The organism is Bradyrhizobium sp. Crot121 (assembly GCF_059512385.1).
On the sequence record NZ_JCAMOR010000066.1, the window covers coordinates 16,015 to 29,670 of the forward strand.

Consider the following 13,656-nt stretch of genomic DNA (forward strand, 5'->3'; position numbering starts at 1 on the left):
CCCAGGCGGCTCTTTCGAACCGGAGGGCAGGATGTCAGGCATCCATCACATCACCGCCATCGCAGGCGATCCGCAGAAGAACTTTGGGTTCTACACCCGGGATCTCGGCCTGCGCTTGGTCAAGAAGACCGTCAATTTCGACGATCCGGCCACCTACCACTTCTACTACGGCGACGAGACTGGCCGGCCCGGCTCGATCCTCACCTTCTTCCCTTGGGAAGGAGCTCCCGCGGGCCGCCGAGGTGTCGGCGAAACCCATCAGACGACTTTCCGCGTGCCCCAGCGCTCGCTGAGCTATTGGACGGAGCGCTTCCTCGAGAAGGGCATCAAGTTCGAGGCGATCGAGAAGCGCTTCGGTGCGTCCATGCTCGCGTTCTCCGATCCGGACGGCATGGCGCTGGCACTCGTCGGCGTGAGCGGCGCCGAGGACGAAGCTGCATGGAGCAACGGCGAGGTGCCGGCGGAGCATGCGATCCGCGGCTTCCAGGGCGTCACGCTCCTGCTCGACGATCGGACCAAGACCGCAAAGATCCTGACCGACGTTTTCGGCTTCCGCGAGACCGCACGGGAGGGATGCGGGACGCGCTTCCAAGCGCCCGGCGACCTGCGTGGAAATGTAGTCGATATCTATGAAGCGAAGGGTTTTCTGCGCGGTAGCCAGGGCCGCGGCTCCGTGCACCACATCGCGTTCCGCGCGAAGGACGATGCCGAACAGGACGCCATGGCCCAGAAGCTCGTCAGCAATCATGGGCTTCATCCCACCGAGCAGAAAGACCGCATGTATTTCCGCTCGATCTACTTCCGGGAGCCGGGCGGCGTCCTGTTCGAGATCGCGACGGACAGTCCGGGATTCGCGGTCGACGAGCCCGTAGCGACGCTCGGCCGAGATCTGAAACTGCCGAGCGTCCTCGAACCGCACCGCCACGAGATCGAGGACGTCCTGCCCAAACTTCAACGAGCGGTGTCATGACTGCGAACTCTCCGCTCACCCGCCGTCGTCGCGCCGATCCGTCTCCGCGGCGTCACTTCGGCTCGGCGGCCGCCAGGAACACGGCTGGCAAAGCGACCAGCGGAGGCAGGACGAAACACCAGGTACCAAGCTTCGCGTAGAGGCATGCGCCGGCTGCGCACCCCAGCGCGAAGGCGGTTACGCTCGCCGCCATCTTGCCGAGACGCGGCTTGGCCACGGTCAACACCGAGGCCGGCGCGCCCCGTAGCACGTCGGCGACGTCGATCATGATCTGGGTGGTCGTGCCTGTCATTAAGGTGCTCGGAGGCTCCGTACCCATGTGGATGCGATGCGCCGCGTTCTGAATGGCCATCGCGGCGACCAGGATCATGCCCGTGCAGATCGCCTGCCAGCTATCGCCTTGGACGAACGGTCCGAAGCTGACCGCACAAGCGGCGCCCGCCGCCAGAAGCAGCATCTTGATGGTGAGCATCGAGCGAAAGATCGGCAAGCCGATCGCGGGCAGAAGGAAGCTGAAGACCCGAGTGCCGATAACGACCAGGCAGAAGACTGGCAGCGCCAGAAGCTTCGCAAGGCCGCCGGACGTCCCGAGCACCATGGCCGCTCCGAAGGTGACGAAGTTGCCAGTGACGTGCGCGGTGAACAATCCCTGCAGCGCGAGAAATCCAGCGGTATCGACGAAACCGGCATTCAGGCTCATCAAAAGCGGAAGCAGGAGTATATTTCGTGGCATCTTACCAACCGTACTGGAGTTGCACGCCGAGATAGTTGCTGGTGTGTCCACCGGCGCGGAGGATCGTGTCGCCGACGTCGAAATGCACCGCTTCGATGGCGCCTGTGAGGTGGTCGTTGAAGGCGTAGTCGACGCGGAGCTGACCATACGCTCCCGTCCAATTGCTTCCCTTGCCGGCGGTCCCCGCTATCGGCACATTGGGCTGGACGTAGATGGCGTCGGCCGTCGTCTCGCGCCACTGCAAGCCGATGGCGCCCATCACTTTGAGCCGGCTCGTCGGACTGACGGTGATGGAGGGTTTGAGGTGCACCAGGTTCACGTACCCCGTATAGCCGGCGAGCGTGAAGTAGTAGCCATTCGGAAAGAGCGGATTGAACGTACCCACCGTTCCGTCTCCGGGGCGATGGTCTCCGGAGGCGGCGTCGAACTGGATTCCGAGCCGAGGCTGCCATGGCGCGCTTGCGAACGTGTATCCCGTTCGTGCGCCCACGGCCCAGGCGCGAATGTCCGAGGTGCCCACCTGGCCTACCTGCCCCATCGCCTCGAGGTCCCAATCGATGTGCTGCGCGTTGCCCGCGAAGCGGACATCGAAGACGTGCCGGTGCTCCTCCCCGAAAGCATCCAGATATTTGGCGTTGCTCCGTTCGTAGAGCGAATAGTAGCCGGAGAGCTCCTTGTCGCCGAGAACCTTGCGTTCGACCCTCAGCGTGCTGAATCGGAAGCTGTCGTTCGACGTGTCGTCGAAGGGACGGACATCGAAGTATTGGATGGGACGGCTGACGAAGCCGATGAACCGCCAAGCCCCAGTCTCCCAATCGGCCCAGAGCGCGTCGAAGGACTGCCGGACGTTGGGCCCGTCCCGCGACGATACGAAACGCTGCAGGTCGAAGGCGAAGTCCTGCCGCCCGACGCGGGCCTTCAGGGTTCCGCCCGAGAACGTGTCGACATATTCCAGGAAGGCAAGGCGAAGGTCGAGTCTGTCCTGATCGACCGGCGAAATAATCAGCTTGTCGAAGGCGCGATCGTCCTCCAACTCAACGAACGCGCGCCAGTTTTCGTTGAAATGAACGTCGGCATGGACCTGCAGTCGTTGCAGGAGGTAGGCGTCCGACGGCGTGTTGCCGGTGCCGAAGCCTGCCGCGTTGTTGCTCTCGAAACGCTCGCGCAACGTGACACCCAACGAGATGTAACTCTTCGGATCGGTGGCCCAAAGCGGAATGTATTTGAGGTCGTCGAACGGTTCGGTGCGCAGTCTTGGATCGGCGAGAACCGACCAATCCTCTGCCCAGCGGTTCGCCTGGATCGCGGGCCGCTTCGGAAGCGTGGCGTCCCCGTCATCCGCACGCGCGCGGTCGACACCGGCGACGAAGGTCGCAAGCGCAAGGATGATCCAGAAGTTGCGCAGATCGGCCCAAGGCAACATCGGCGGACGTCAACTCACTTGCGATTCGCGCGCGATGCGCTCTTCGGCCCGAGCGAGTGCATTTCGGCGACGTAGCCGCCGGGAAACATGACGAACGCCGTGGAGCGGCCGTCCGACGTATAGGGTTCGACGAGTACCGTCGCGCCTGCGTCCTTTGCCTTGCCGAGCGTGGCAGCGAGGTCGGGCACTTCATAACCCGTCGTCTCCCGTCCGTAGGGATAGGGCACATGACCATCGGTGACCAGCACGACCATCTTCCCGAACGCGGACTCGATGCGGATGCGCCTGTAGGTCGCATCCGATCTTCCGATCTCGACGCCCGGCGCCTTCGCATCATCAGAGACGATCTTGCCGCGGGAGAACGCCAGGAAGCTCCGCGTGAAGGCGCTTGCCCTGTCGGGCGAGACGTACACGCGATTCTCCGGAATCCGCTCGAAGGCGGGGTAGTCGGGCTTCGTCGTGTGCCAGTAGAGCTGCAGGTTGACGCCGCCCGGCCACTGGATCACGGCATCGCGCCCGATGGGGTCCGGAAAGGTCGACACGATCACATCGGCGCCAGCGGCGCGCGCCGCCTTGATCGCCTCGTCCAGGTCGGTGACCAGATAGCCGTTGCGCTCGGCACCGAACGGATATGGGATCGGCGTCTTGAAGCCGAACAGCGAGACTGTGCCCACAGGCGTCTGCAGCAATTGCGACGTGGTGCTGCTCGGCGTGGGCGTGACCGTCGCCACCACCTGCTTGGTACTCTTGCCGCCAAAGGTCGCGAGGAAGCTCGTCACGAACTTGTCCACGTCCTCGGGCGCCACGTACACGTGGGTCGTGTCGTATTGGGGGGCGACGGCAATCGCCGCCTCTTTGGACTTCGTTGCATCCTTTGCGACGACCGGCGTCGTCGCCGCGACGGCAAGCGCCAGCAGAGCGAATATCCTTGTCGATTTCATTGAGAGACTCCTTAGGTAGCTTAAGATCGCGCAGCGCGGCTGGAGTAGAAGCGGGCCCGGTCGGAAGCCATCGATACGACGACGAGACCCGCGATCAACCCGAGATGTTCGAAGAAGGCGTTGGTGGCCATGAATCTCTCATGGCCCCCGTCGTCCAGAACGCGTTGGCGGTGAGCATCGCGACGAACGTCAGAACACCGAGCCCGCCTGTGCCGAGCCACACGAAACGATTCACGACGACGAGCAGAGAACCGCCGAGTTCGATCACGATGGCGGCCGCCGCCCACAGCAAGCCCGGATGCAGGCCGAAGTGTTCCTGCTCCGCCACCGCGCCCGCGAAGTCGAGCAGTTTGGTCATGCCGCCGAGCAGGTAGGCCGAGACCAGCGCCAGCCTGGCCGCATGCCACAGCAACGGCCAGCGCAGGATCGCGGAAACCCAGTTCGGCGAATCTCCGGACGCCATGTCAGACGGCCCAGCATGCGCACCCGAGGGCGCCCCAGAAGCTCCTCAAGTCGGAAACCGGAAGACGGCTCGACCAGGCTGCGGCGTGATCGTGTCCGTGCACGCCGCAGGAGTTGGCGCAGCCGCACATCTGCATGGCCTTCATGGCGAGGCTGCTTTCCTTCGCCTTTGTCTTGTCGTCCGCCCAGGCGGCATAGCCGCCGAAGCGTCGGACGGGCGACCAGTCCGGCATCGCGGGTGGCGGCGAGACGCTCTCAAGCTTGGAGAAGTCGCCCGCTCCGAACACGATCCTCCCGCCGACCATGGTCAGCAGCGACGTCGTATCCGCGATCTCGGCCTCGCTGCAGGAGAAATAGTCGCGGTCCGGCACGATCAGGTCGGCGAGTTGGCCCACCTGAATGCGGCCCTTGTTGCCCTCCTCGTTCGAGAACCACGTCACGTTTTCGGTCCACATCCGCAGCGCCGTCTCGCGATCGAGGCAATTGCGCTGCGGTGTGATCCGCAATCCGCCGACGGTGCGGCCAGTGACCAGCCAGGACAGCGAGACCCAGGGGTTATAGGAAGCCACGCGCGTCGCGTCGGTACCGGCCGAGACCTTGACGCCCTTGTCGATGATCTTCTTGACCGGCGGCGTGGCTTCGGCGGCTCCCGCCCCGTATCTTTCGACGAAGTATTCGCCCTGATAGGCCATCCGGTGCTGCACGGCGATGCCGCCTCCGAGCGCCGCGATGCGGTCGATCGACTGGTCCGAGATCGTCTCGGCATGATCGAAGAACCAGTGCAGCCCATCCAGAGGCAAGTCCTGGTTCACCCGCTCGAACACGTCCAGCGCCCGCGAGATCGTCTCGTCGTAGGTCGCATGGAGCCGCCACGGCCATTTGTTCTGCACCAGGACACGAACGACCTCCTCGAGCTCCCCCTCCATCTCCGGGGGCATGTCTGGACGCGCGACCCTGAAATCCTCGAAATCGGCCGCCGAGAACACCAGCATTTCGCCGGCGCCGTTGTGCCGGAAGTAGTCGTCGCCCTGCTTGTATTTCGAGGACTTCGTCCAGGTGAGGAAATCCTCCTTCTCGCCCTTCGGCTTCTGCGTGAAGAGATTGTAGGCGAGCCGGATCGTCAGGAAACCTTCCTGGCCCAGCTTCTGGATGACCGCGTAGTCCTCCGGATAGTTCTGGAATCCACCGCCGGCATCGATGGCCCCGGTGACACCCAGCCGGTTCAATTCCCGCATGAAGTGACGGGTCGAGTTGACCTGGTAGTCGAAGGGCAGCTTGGGGCCCTTGGCGAGCGTCGCGTAGAGGATGTTGGCGTTCGGCTTGGCCAGCAGCAGTCCCGTGGGATTGCCCTTCGCGTCGCGCGTAATCTCGCCGCCCGGCGGTTCAGGCGTATCTTTCGTATAACCGACGGCCCGCAGCGCGGCTCCGTTGAGGATGGCCCGGTCGTAGAGATGCAGCAGGAAGACCGGCGTGTCGGGGGCGACAGCATTGAGCTCGTCGATCGTCGGAAGCCGCTTCTCCGCGAACTGATGTTCGGTGAATCCCCCGACCACCCTCACCCATTGCGGCGGCGGCGTGACGGCGACCTGCCGCTTCAACATGCCCATCGCATCCGCGAGCGAACGCACGCCGTCCCATCGAAGCTCCATGTTGAAGTTCAGACCGCCGCGGATGATATGGAGGTGGTTGTCGATCAGACCAGGCAGCACGCGATGCCCCTTGAGATCGACCACCTTCGTGGCGGGACCTGCGAGCTTCATCACCTCATGATCGCGTCCGACGGCGACGAACCGGCCATCCGCGATGGCGACGGCTGAAGCCGTCGGATTCGAGCGGTCGAGCGTCGTGAACAGACCGCGATGCAGGATGACGTCCGGTGCCGTGCTCATGAATGTTTCTCCGGATCTTCTAGCGAAGCGGCGCTCTTCGATTGATCGCTTTGACGTCCGGGCAGCATCCCGAACATGTGCGGAGCGCACTTGGCCTGTTGCCACGCGGATGCGAGCCCGTGTCCGGACATCAGTTGCCGGGCGACGGGAACGATCTGTTCACCGGCCAGGATGCCGAGAAGACCGACCAGGGCCACCAGCGGCGGGGCCGGCGAACGCACGTTGAGGAGGCTGTAGACGACGCCGACCAAAAGGCCGGCGCCGAGTGACAGGAGATAGATCTTCATCGCACCACTCTCGATGGGACGGGGCCGACGTCAGGCTACCTTCGTGCCGCCCTCGGACGCGTGCTCTCCGAGCGCCCACTTTGAGAACCGTATCTGAATTCCGTACGGCGAATGTGCACGCTGGATGTCCATCATGCCTTCGTAAGTCTCGCTGCGCGCCCAGTCCTGCTGGAGTTCGTAGGCGTACTGCGAAGAGGTGGTGGGAACCGCGCCTGCTTGGATCGCACGTTCCATGGCTCGGTTGTGTGCTTCGAGCGAGAGATCGCCGCACGCGTCCGCGGGAATGTAGACCTCGTATCCTTCCTTCAGCATGTCCAGCGTCGGGAAGAGCACACACGCTTCAGTCCAAAGGCCCGCCAACACGAATTTCTTGCGACCGGTGGCGGCCACAGCCTTTCGGAAATTGGCATCGAGCCACGAATTCATGGACGTTCGATCGATGATGTCGTGGTCTGGGAACAGCGAGGTCACCTCCGGAATGAAGGGGCCGGAGAAGGAGTCTCTAGCGACGGTCGAAATAACGGTCGGAATCTTGAAGAGCTTGGCAGCCTTTGCAAGAATCTGGACGTTGTTGATCGTGACCAACCGGTCATGCGACTGAACGCCTTGAAACATTGCCGGCTGGTAGTCGATCAGTGCGATGGCGCTATTTTCCGGGGTGAGCATTTCGAGCTTCGACATCGAGAAGGTCTCCTTGTGATCGACGTGACCGATCAAACGAAAGCGGATGGGTGCAAGCGGCCGCATGTGAACCTTGAACGCCGCCCGGCGCTTGGACGATTTCGTCGCGGCTTGGACTCCGGCCCGATGATCTGCTCACGAGCGACAATCGCCGCACACGCGTCCAGCAGCCTCTCGTCCGAGATCGCCAGCATGTCCAAAGGACGCGCAGATAGTCCAAGCCAAAGGGTTCTCCATCCGCGACCTTTGCGTGCAGGAGGACCGAGGGCGATCTGAAGACGACGTAGCAGCCCTCATCGCCTCGTCACGGGAGTGATCGATGGCATTGCTGAAATTGCGAGGTGATACCCAGCTTTTACTGCAAGGACCGGGGTTGAAGACCTATTCGGACGCTCCTCACGCAACGACGACGAGGCAGCCGACCCGGTCAATGAGGACCTCCTCGCATTGCTGAAAGCTTAGTCGGAGAAACCAGATGCCGCCGAATCCACTTCATCTGCTCGAACCAAAGGACTGCGCCCTGCTCCTGGTCGACCAACAGGCCGGCCTGGCGTTCGGAGTTGGTTCGATCGACCGGCAGGTCCTCATGAACAATGTCATCGCGCTGGCAAAGACCGCGACAGTGTTCGGCCTGCCGGTCGTCGCTTCGACCTCCGCGACGAAGGTGTACAGCGGGCCGCTGATGCCGGCCATTAAGTCATCACTGCCCGGCATCGAGCCGATCGACCGGCGCAGCATGAACGTGTGGGAAGACGACAAGGCACGCGAAGCCGTGCTTGCCACCGGTCGAAACCGTTTGATCGTCTCGGGCCTGCTCACCGAGGCATGCGTGAGCTTCGCCGTGTTGTCGGCATTGTCGGCCGGCTTAGAGGTCTACGTCGTCGGCGACGCCTGCGGAGGGCTCACGACGGCGAGCCACGACCTGGCACTCGGCCGAATGGAGGCCGCCGGCGCCCGCCTCACGTCGTGGATCCAAGTACTTCTGGAGATGCAGCGTGACTGGACGCGGCACGAAACCTACGACGGCGCTCGCGCCATCGTCGAATCCCATGCGGGTGGATACGGGATCGGCCTGGCCTACGCCCGCGACATGATCCATCCCGCTTGAGACGCAAGCGCGCCAGGATTTAGTTAGCCCTCGGTCCGGGCCCGCCGCCAGGCTCCGGGGCTTGCGCCCACGCTGCGGGAGAACACCCTGGTGAAGTAGCTTTGGTCTCCGAAGCCGCAGATGAGCGCGATGTCGGCGAGCGGAAGCTTCGTGCTCAGCATGAGACGTTTGGCCTCATCGATCCGGAGTTGTAAGAGGAATTCGTGCGGAGCGACACCCGTGCTGCGCCGGAACGATCTTGCGAAGTGGCTGGGCGTCAATTTGCATTCCGCGGCGACGTCGGCGATCGTCAGGCTGGTAGCAAGTCGCGTCCGCATGATCTCCTTAGCGCGGCGCTCCTGCCACGGCGCAAGACCTCCGCCGACCGCACTATCCCGCGGGCGCATGCCACCATAGGTCTGCGCAAAATGAGCGAGCAGGCTCAAACCGATCTGATCCAGGAAGAGCTGATTGGTCTCCGAATCCTGCTCGACCGCGCTGAGTAGCACGCTGGACAAGGTCGAGAGGTAGGGATCGCGCTGATCTCTGCTCCATTTGAGCGTCGCGATCGGCTTGGCTCCATGCTCTTGGGCGAATTCGTCAAGGGCGCGCCGCGGAACGTAGTATTGGACGGCGTCGAACGGCCCCCTGAATTCGCATTGGGGATTGTCCATCAGATTGATGACGCTGACGGTGCCGGCGCCGAAGGCCCCTGAATACCTAGCCTTACCGGCGAGCCAGCAGGAATGCCTTTCGAGGTCGCCGAGCTGGTGCAGGATGCTGAAGGCTGGTTCGGAAGGGATGGCCGCCGTTCGTTCCCGAACGAAGTGGGAGCAGGTCAGTCGGGTCATCGCGAGCGTCAACTGTCCCTCGCGGTGGACGCGTAGCAGGCAGTCGCCTTCCATACCGAGGTGCTGACTCAGGCGACGACCATAGAAGCCGCCAGACCTGCTATCAGACTCTTCCTTCATTGGAACGTCCAAAGCCATCCGCCACCGAACACGCTATCGAGAAGGACGAACCACATTCCAGTGCGCGTCCGTCGAACAAAATTCTCATAGAGAGATAATCGCCTTCGTTCAAGTCGCCGAACGAGCAACCATCGAGAGCGACGTGCCGATCGGAAAAATGCGTCGAAACGGAAACGATGACCGACCATAGGTGAAGAAACCCGGACTTGATACCCGCCCGCATTCCACATTATTTGTGAAACAGCTTCATAGATGGTCGGGGCATGGACAATCGTGTTGGCGAAATGCAGGTCTTCCTCCGCGTGGTGGAAGCTGGAAACTATTCCGAGGCAGCCCGCCGCCTTCTGATGACGCCGTCCACGGTCAGCAAGCTCATCGGACGGATCGAGACGCGGCTGGGCGTCCGACTATTTGAGCGCTCCACGCGACGCTTGGCTTTGACCTCCGAAGGTCGGATGTACCATGAGAAGAGCCTCGCGCTCGTCGCCGAACTCGACAGCATTGAACGGAGCGTCTCTCGAGGCGCCGCGGCGGCCGGCGGAACGATCCGCGTCAACACCACAGTGTCGTTCGGCATCCTCGGCCTCGAACCTCTGCTCCCGGCCTTTTGGGAAGCTCACCCCGGCATCATGGTCGATATTTCGCTCTCCGACGAGATCGTCGACCTGTACCTCGATCGAGCGGACGTCGCCTTTCGCGTGGGCTCCCTGCAGGACTCCGCGATGGTCGCCAGGCGCATCGGGGTCGTGAAGAGAAGGATCGTCGCATCTCCGGGCTACGTCGAGCGCATGGGTGAACCCAAGAGTATCGCGGATCTTTCCCGTCACAGGTGCCTCGGATTCAACTTCCGGCGTTCCGCGCCGGTCTGGCCTCTGAAGGAAAGCGGTCGCATCGTCGATCGACGGGTCAGCGGTCCGCTCGTTGCGAACAACGCCCAAACCTTGCGGAGGATGGCGATCGCAGGAATCGGCCTCGCAAGGCTGGCCGACTATCACATTCGCGACGATATGGCCGCCGGTCGCCTGGTCGAAGTGCTCAAAGGTACGGTCGGTGACGACGAGCAGATCCACGCACTCTACCATGGCGGGCCGCGGCTGCCCTTTCGCGTGAAAGCATTCCTCGACTTCGTCTGCCCTCGCCTCACCGACTTCATGGAAGGTAAGTCGGCTCATGAAGGAGTCCCACACACCAGGACGAAACGGGCCGTCAAGCGATCTAATTGAGTGGAGGAAGGATCGCCTGCAATTCGAGGCGACGCTCTTCGAGGAAAGCGGGAAGTTGAAGCTTCTCGCCCAATCGCCCGGGCGCCTCGTCGACCGAGAATCCCGGACCGTCGGTCGCGATCTCGAACAGAACCCCGCAGGGCGCGCGAAAGCCCACCGCGTTCAGGTAGGTTCGCTCTATCGGATCACTCACCACGATGCCGTACGCTGAACGAAGCTTCTCGACCATCTCCGATCGGTCGTCGAAATCGCGAGAGCGGAAGGCGACATGCCGGATGGTGCCGCCGCCGAGGCGTCCCCGCGAGGACTTCCCGATCACGTGTAAGGTGATCGCACCGCCCGGACCATCATGCGCCACGAAGCGAATAGTCCCATCCCTTCGGGAAACCAGTTCGAACTCGAAGACCTGCTGCAGGATATCGATGGTTGCGTCCTCCTCGCGGACATTGAGCGTGATATCGTGGAGGCCGTGCAGCAGGCAGGCGGCCGGCGCATTGCGATCGGCCCTCTGCGACGGTTCTTCCAGCGTCTCGACCAGCGCGATCGCCGTACCGTCGGGATCCGCGAAACAGAGCATCCGCTCCCCAAAGGGCGACATTTGCGAACGGTGGGGCACATCGAAGGCATCCAGCCGATCAGCCCATTGGTCAAGGGAGTACGGAGCTGCGCGAAAAGCCGTCTGAACGACTTCGCCGACGCCGGCTAAGCCCGGCGTCACGCAATTCCAGGCAAGCGTGCTGATCACGGTGCCGGGAACCCCGAGGTCGTCGCCGTAGTAAACATGATAGCTGCCCGGGTCGTCGTAGCAGACGGTCTTCTTGACGCGTTTGAGCCCCAGCACACCGCAATAGAAGTCGGCGGCGCGCCGTACATCGCCGACGATCGCCGTAACGTGATGAATCCCTCGCGCGCTCACGTGGCTGATGTCCAATTCGCGGCCCCAAGGCCGTCCGTCCGATGCGTCATGCTCACCTGCCGGCCTTCGTTCTCGCTGCAGTTGCCGGTCGTCCGGGACACACAACTCCCGAACTTCACGAGGCGTCTTGGACTTTTTCCCGATAACCGAACCGTCCCAAGCCAATATGGGGCCATTTTTGCCACTACGACGACGCAATCGTACAAAACGCCGTGGAATCCTGCAATCACTCCCGACTGGCTTGACCAAGGATGGCGGTCCGAAACCTTGCTCCGGCACTTCGTCCCAACGGGTGCCATGATCCATCGACGATCGCCGTTCGATCGGTCGAGTAGATGCGATGCCTCCATCCAACGAGAAGCCCATCCAATCGGTCGCTGCGCGCAACGCTTCTCCGTGGATCGCGTTTCGGCACGCCACGTTTACCGTCGTGTGGACCGCGACCGTCGTCGCCAACGTCGGCACCTGGATGTACAACGCTGCATCCGGATGGCTTATGACAAGTCTCGATGCCGATCCGCTCACAGTTTCCCTGGTTCAGGTCGCGAGCAGCCTTCCGATGTTCCTGTTCGCGCTACCGGCCGGCGCGCTGGCGGATACCGTCGACAAGCGCCGTTTTCTGATCGGCTGCGAGATCGCCCTCACGACCGTCGCGGCAGTAAGCGCGGTGCTCGTCGGACTAAATCTAGTCACTCCGCCCATCCTGCTGCTGTTCACCTTCCTGCTCGGCGCCGGCGCTGCATTCACCGCGCCCGCGTGGCAGTCGGTCGTCCCTCAGCTTGTCCCGAACGAAGACCTGGCGGCGGCAGTCGCCAGCAACGGTGTGGGCGTCAACATCAGCAGAGCCATCGGGCCAGCGCTGGGCGGCGTGGTCATCGGCGGACTGGGCATCGCCGCACCATTCTGGATCAACGCGCTGAGCAATTTCGCCGTGATCGGCGCCCTGCTTTGGTGGCGGCCGGCGTCCCCGCAAGGGAGTGGGCTGCCGCCGGAGCGGCTCGCCGGCGCCATGGTGATCGGCTTCCGCCATGCGCGGTTCAATCCGAGCCTCCGCGCCACGCTCATCAGGGCGGTGGCGTTCTTCTTCTTCGCGAGCGCCTATTGGGCGTTGCTCCCGCTCGTCGCGCGCGATCAGATCGCGGGCGGTCCAGAACTCTACGGCATTCTGCTCGGAGCCATCGGGGTCGGCGCCGTCGTGGGTGCGTTCGCGCTGTCCTGGATGAAGACGACCCAGGGACCAGACCGGCTCGTTGCTGCGGGCACGCTCGGAACGGCGCTCAGTCTGATCCTGCTCGGCACCGCCCATCACGCGGCGATCGGTCTTTCGGCTTGCCTGCTCGCAGGCGTCTCGTGGATCGCCGTTCTCGCGACGGTCAACGTCTCGGTTCAGGTCTCGCTGCCCGATTGGGTCCGCGGGCGCGGCTTGGCCATGTTCGTCACGATGTTCTTCGGCGCGATGACCGCCGGCAGCGCCCTTTGGGGACAGTTCGCCTCGGGACTGGGCCTGCCGGCAGCGCATTTCATCGCCGCAGCGGGCGCCGTCGCCGGGATTGTGCTGACCTGGCGTTGGAAGCTTCAGGCCGGTGCCGGAATCGACCTTGCACCGTCGATGCATTGGCCGGCGCCGATATTGACCATCGATGCCGGTGCGGATCGCGGGCCCGTGCTCGTCACGGTAGAGTACCTCATCGCTCCGGAAAGGCGCGACGCCTTCCTTTCCGCCGTCATGGAATTGGGCCTACAGAGGCGGCGCGACGGCGCCTATGCCTGGGACATCTTCGAGGATGCCGCTGAGAACGGACGCTTCCTGGAAACGTTTATGGTCGCATCCTGGCTCGAGCATCTCCGACAACACCAGCGCGTGACGAACGCGGACCGGATCGTTCAGGACGCGATCCGCAAGTTCGGCGCGACGGCCGAACCCAAGGTTACCCACTTCATAGCGACCCGGCTTCAGTCCCCTTAATCAGGCGACGCACCAAGCTCGGCCTGTCGAGAGTAGCAACCTTCCTGGTCTCGGATCCCGGACGTATCGCTAGCGTCGACCTTCTCAGGATGAGTTCTGGACGAAGT

12 protein-coding genes and 1 pseudogene are annotated in these 13,656 nt (G+C 63.0%); 4 read left to right on the forward strand and 9 right to left on the reverse strand.

The features are described 5' to 3' along the window. Positions 1 to 31 precede the first annotated feature (31 nt). Positions 32 to 970: a ring-cleaving dioxygenase gene (locus AC5ZGW_RS35520; protein WP_130227651.1), complete on the forward strand. Its 939-nt coding sequence runs from the start codon at positions 32 to 34 to the stop codon at positions 968 to 970. A 52-nt stretch (positions 971 to 1,022) separates the two neighbouring features. Here AC5ZGW_RS35520 and AC5ZGW_RS35525 read toward each other — a convergent pair whose 3' ends face one another. From AC5ZGW_RS35525 to AC5ZGW_RS35555, 7 genes and pseudogenes are all read right to left on the reverse strand, one after another. Continuing rightward, a complete protein-coding gene (locus AC5ZGW_RS35525; protein WP_130227650.1) occupies positions 1,023 to 1,703 on the reverse strand; it encodes a YoaK family protein in 681 nt (226 codons plus the stop codon). A 1-nt stretch (position 1,704) separates the two neighbouring features. Further along, positions 1,705 to 3,126 (reverse strand): alginate export family protein, encoded by a 1,422-nt coding sequence (locus AC5ZGW_RS35530; protein ID WP_130227649.1) that lies wholly within the window; start codon positions 3,124 to 3,126, stop codon positions 1,705 to 1,707. A 14-nt stretch (positions 3,127 to 3,140) separates the two neighbouring features. Continuing rightward, positions 3,141 to 4,067, reverse strand: coding sequence for a VOC family protein (locus tag AC5ZGW_RS35535; protein WP_130227648.1), 927 nt, complete (start codon positions 4,065 to 4,067; stop codon positions 3,141 to 3,143). Positions 4,068 to 4,087: 20 nt separating this feature from the next. Then, positions 4,088 to 4,530 (reverse strand): annotated as a pseudogene (locus AC5ZGW_RS35540) (DoxX family protein). A 1-nt stretch (position 4,531) separates the two neighbouring features. Next, positions 4,532 to 6,418, reverse strand: a complete 1,887-nt coding sequence (locus AC5ZGW_RS35545) for an amidohydrolase (RefSeq protein WP_130227647.1) — start codon at positions 6,416 to 6,418, stop codon at positions 4,532 to 4,534. Continuing rightward, the gene (locus tag AC5ZGW_RS35550; RefSeq protein WP_130227646.1) at positions 6,415 to 6,705 is read right to left on the reverse strand and encodes a XapX domain-containing protein; all 291 of its coding nucleotides are present in this window, start codon (positions 6,703 to 6,705) and stop codon (positions 6,415 to 6,417) included. The genes AC5ZGW_RS35545 and AC5ZGW_RS35550 overlap by 4 nt, the downstream gene beginning before the upstream one ends. A 30-nt stretch (positions 6,706 to 6,735) precedes the next feature. Beyond that, complete coding sequence (locus tag AC5ZGW_RS35555; RefSeq protein ID WP_130227645.1) at positions 6,736 to 7,386, reverse strand: hydrolase; 651 nt, start codon at positions 7,384 to 7,386, stop codon at positions 6,736 to 6,738. A gap of 475 nt (positions 7,387 to 7,861) precedes the next feature. Between AC5ZGW_RS35555 and AC5ZGW_RS35560 the strand changes: the two genes are divergently transcribed. Further along, positions 7,862 to 8,494 (forward strand): hydrolase, encoded by a 633-nt coding sequence (locus tag AC5ZGW_RS35560; protein ID WP_130227644.1) that lies wholly within the window; start codon positions 7,862 to 7,864, stop codon positions 8,492 to 8,494. A 23-nt stretch (positions 8,495 to 8,517) separates the two neighbouring features. Here the strand turns inward: AC5ZGW_RS35560 and AC5ZGW_RS35565 are convergent, their stop codons facing one another. Further along, positions 8,518 to 9,444, reverse strand: coding sequence for a helix-turn-helix domain-containing protein (locus AC5ZGW_RS35565; protein ID WP_130227643.1), 927 nt, complete (start codon positions 9,442 to 9,444; stop codon positions 8,518 to 8,520). A gap of 263 nt (positions 9,445 to 9,707) precedes the next feature. Between AC5ZGW_RS35565 and AC5ZGW_RS35570 the strand changes: the two genes are divergently transcribed. Further along, on the forward strand, positions 9,708 to 10,667 hold the full coding sequence (locus tag AC5ZGW_RS35570) for a LysR substrate-binding domain-containing protein (protein WP_165435348.1): 960 nt from the start codon (positions 9,708 to 9,710) through the stop codon (positions 10,665 to 10,667). On the opposite strand, the gene AC5ZGW_RS35575 is transcribed toward AC5ZGW_RS35570, so the two are convergent. After that, the gene (locus tag AC5ZGW_RS35575; protein WP_245474855.1) at positions 10,660 to 12,060 is read right to left on the reverse strand and encodes a ring-cleaving dioxygenase; all 1,401 of its coding nucleotides are present in this window, start codon (positions 12,058 to 12,060) and stop codon (positions 10,660 to 10,662) included. The genes AC5ZGW_RS35570 and AC5ZGW_RS35575 overlap by 8 nt on opposite strands. On the opposite strand from AC5ZGW_RS35575, the gene AC5ZGW_RS35580 reads away from it, so the two are divergent. Then, entirely contained in the window at positions 11,984 to 13,549 is a 1,566-nt protein-coding gene (locus tag AC5ZGW_RS35580; RefSeq protein WP_463327118.1) for an MFS transporter, read from the forward strand. The two genes, AC5ZGW_RS35575 and AC5ZGW_RS35580, sit on opposite strands and share 77 nt — an antisense overlap. Positions 13,550 to 13,656: the final 107 nt, after the last annotated feature.

What these genes read in the sequence shown, in the direction of transcription:
- AC5ZGW_RS35520 (WP_130227651.1), top strand. Translation starts at nt 32, where the DNA reads ATGTCAGGCATCCATCACATCACCGCCATCGCAGGCGATCCGCAGAAG.
- AC5ZGW_RS35525 (WP_130227650.1), bottom strand. Translation starts at nt 1,703, where the DNA reads ATGCCACGAAATATACTCCTGCTTCCGCTTTTGATGAGCCTGAATGCC.
- AC5ZGW_RS35530 (WP_130227649.1), bottom strand. Translation starts at nt 3,126, where the DNA reads ATGTTGCCTTGGGCCGATCTGCGCAACTTCTGGATCATCCTTGCGCTT.
- AC5ZGW_RS35535 (WP_130227648.1), bottom strand. Translation starts at nt 4,067, where the DNA reads ATGAAATCGACAAGGATATTCGCTCTGCTGGCGCTTGCCGTCGCGGCG.
- AC5ZGW_RS35545 (WP_130227647.1), bottom strand. Translation starts at nt 6,418, where the DNA reads ATGAGCACGGCACCGGACGTCATCCTGCATCGCGGTCTGTTCACGACG.
- AC5ZGW_RS35550 (WP_130227646.1), bottom strand. Translation starts at nt 6,705, where the DNA reads ATGAAGATCTATCTCCTGTCACTCGGCGCCGGCCTTTTGGTCGGCGTC.
- AC5ZGW_RS35555 (WP_130227645.1), bottom strand. Translation starts at nt 7,386, where the DNA reads ATGTCGAAGCTCGAAATGCTCACCCCGGAAAATAGCGCCATCGCACTG.
- AC5ZGW_RS35560 (WP_130227644.1), top strand. Translation starts at nt 7,862, where the DNA reads ATGCCGCCGAATCCACTTCATCTGCTCGAACCAAAGGACTGCGCCCTG.
- AC5ZGW_RS35565 (WP_130227643.1), bottom strand. Translation starts at nt 9,444, where the DNA reads ATGAAGGAAGAGTCTGATAGCAGGTCTGGCGGCTTCTATGGTCGTCGC.
- AC5ZGW_RS35570 (WP_165435348.1), top strand. Translation starts at nt 9,708, where the DNA reads ATGGACAATCGTGTTGGCGAAATGCAGGTCTTCCTCCGCGTGGTGGAA.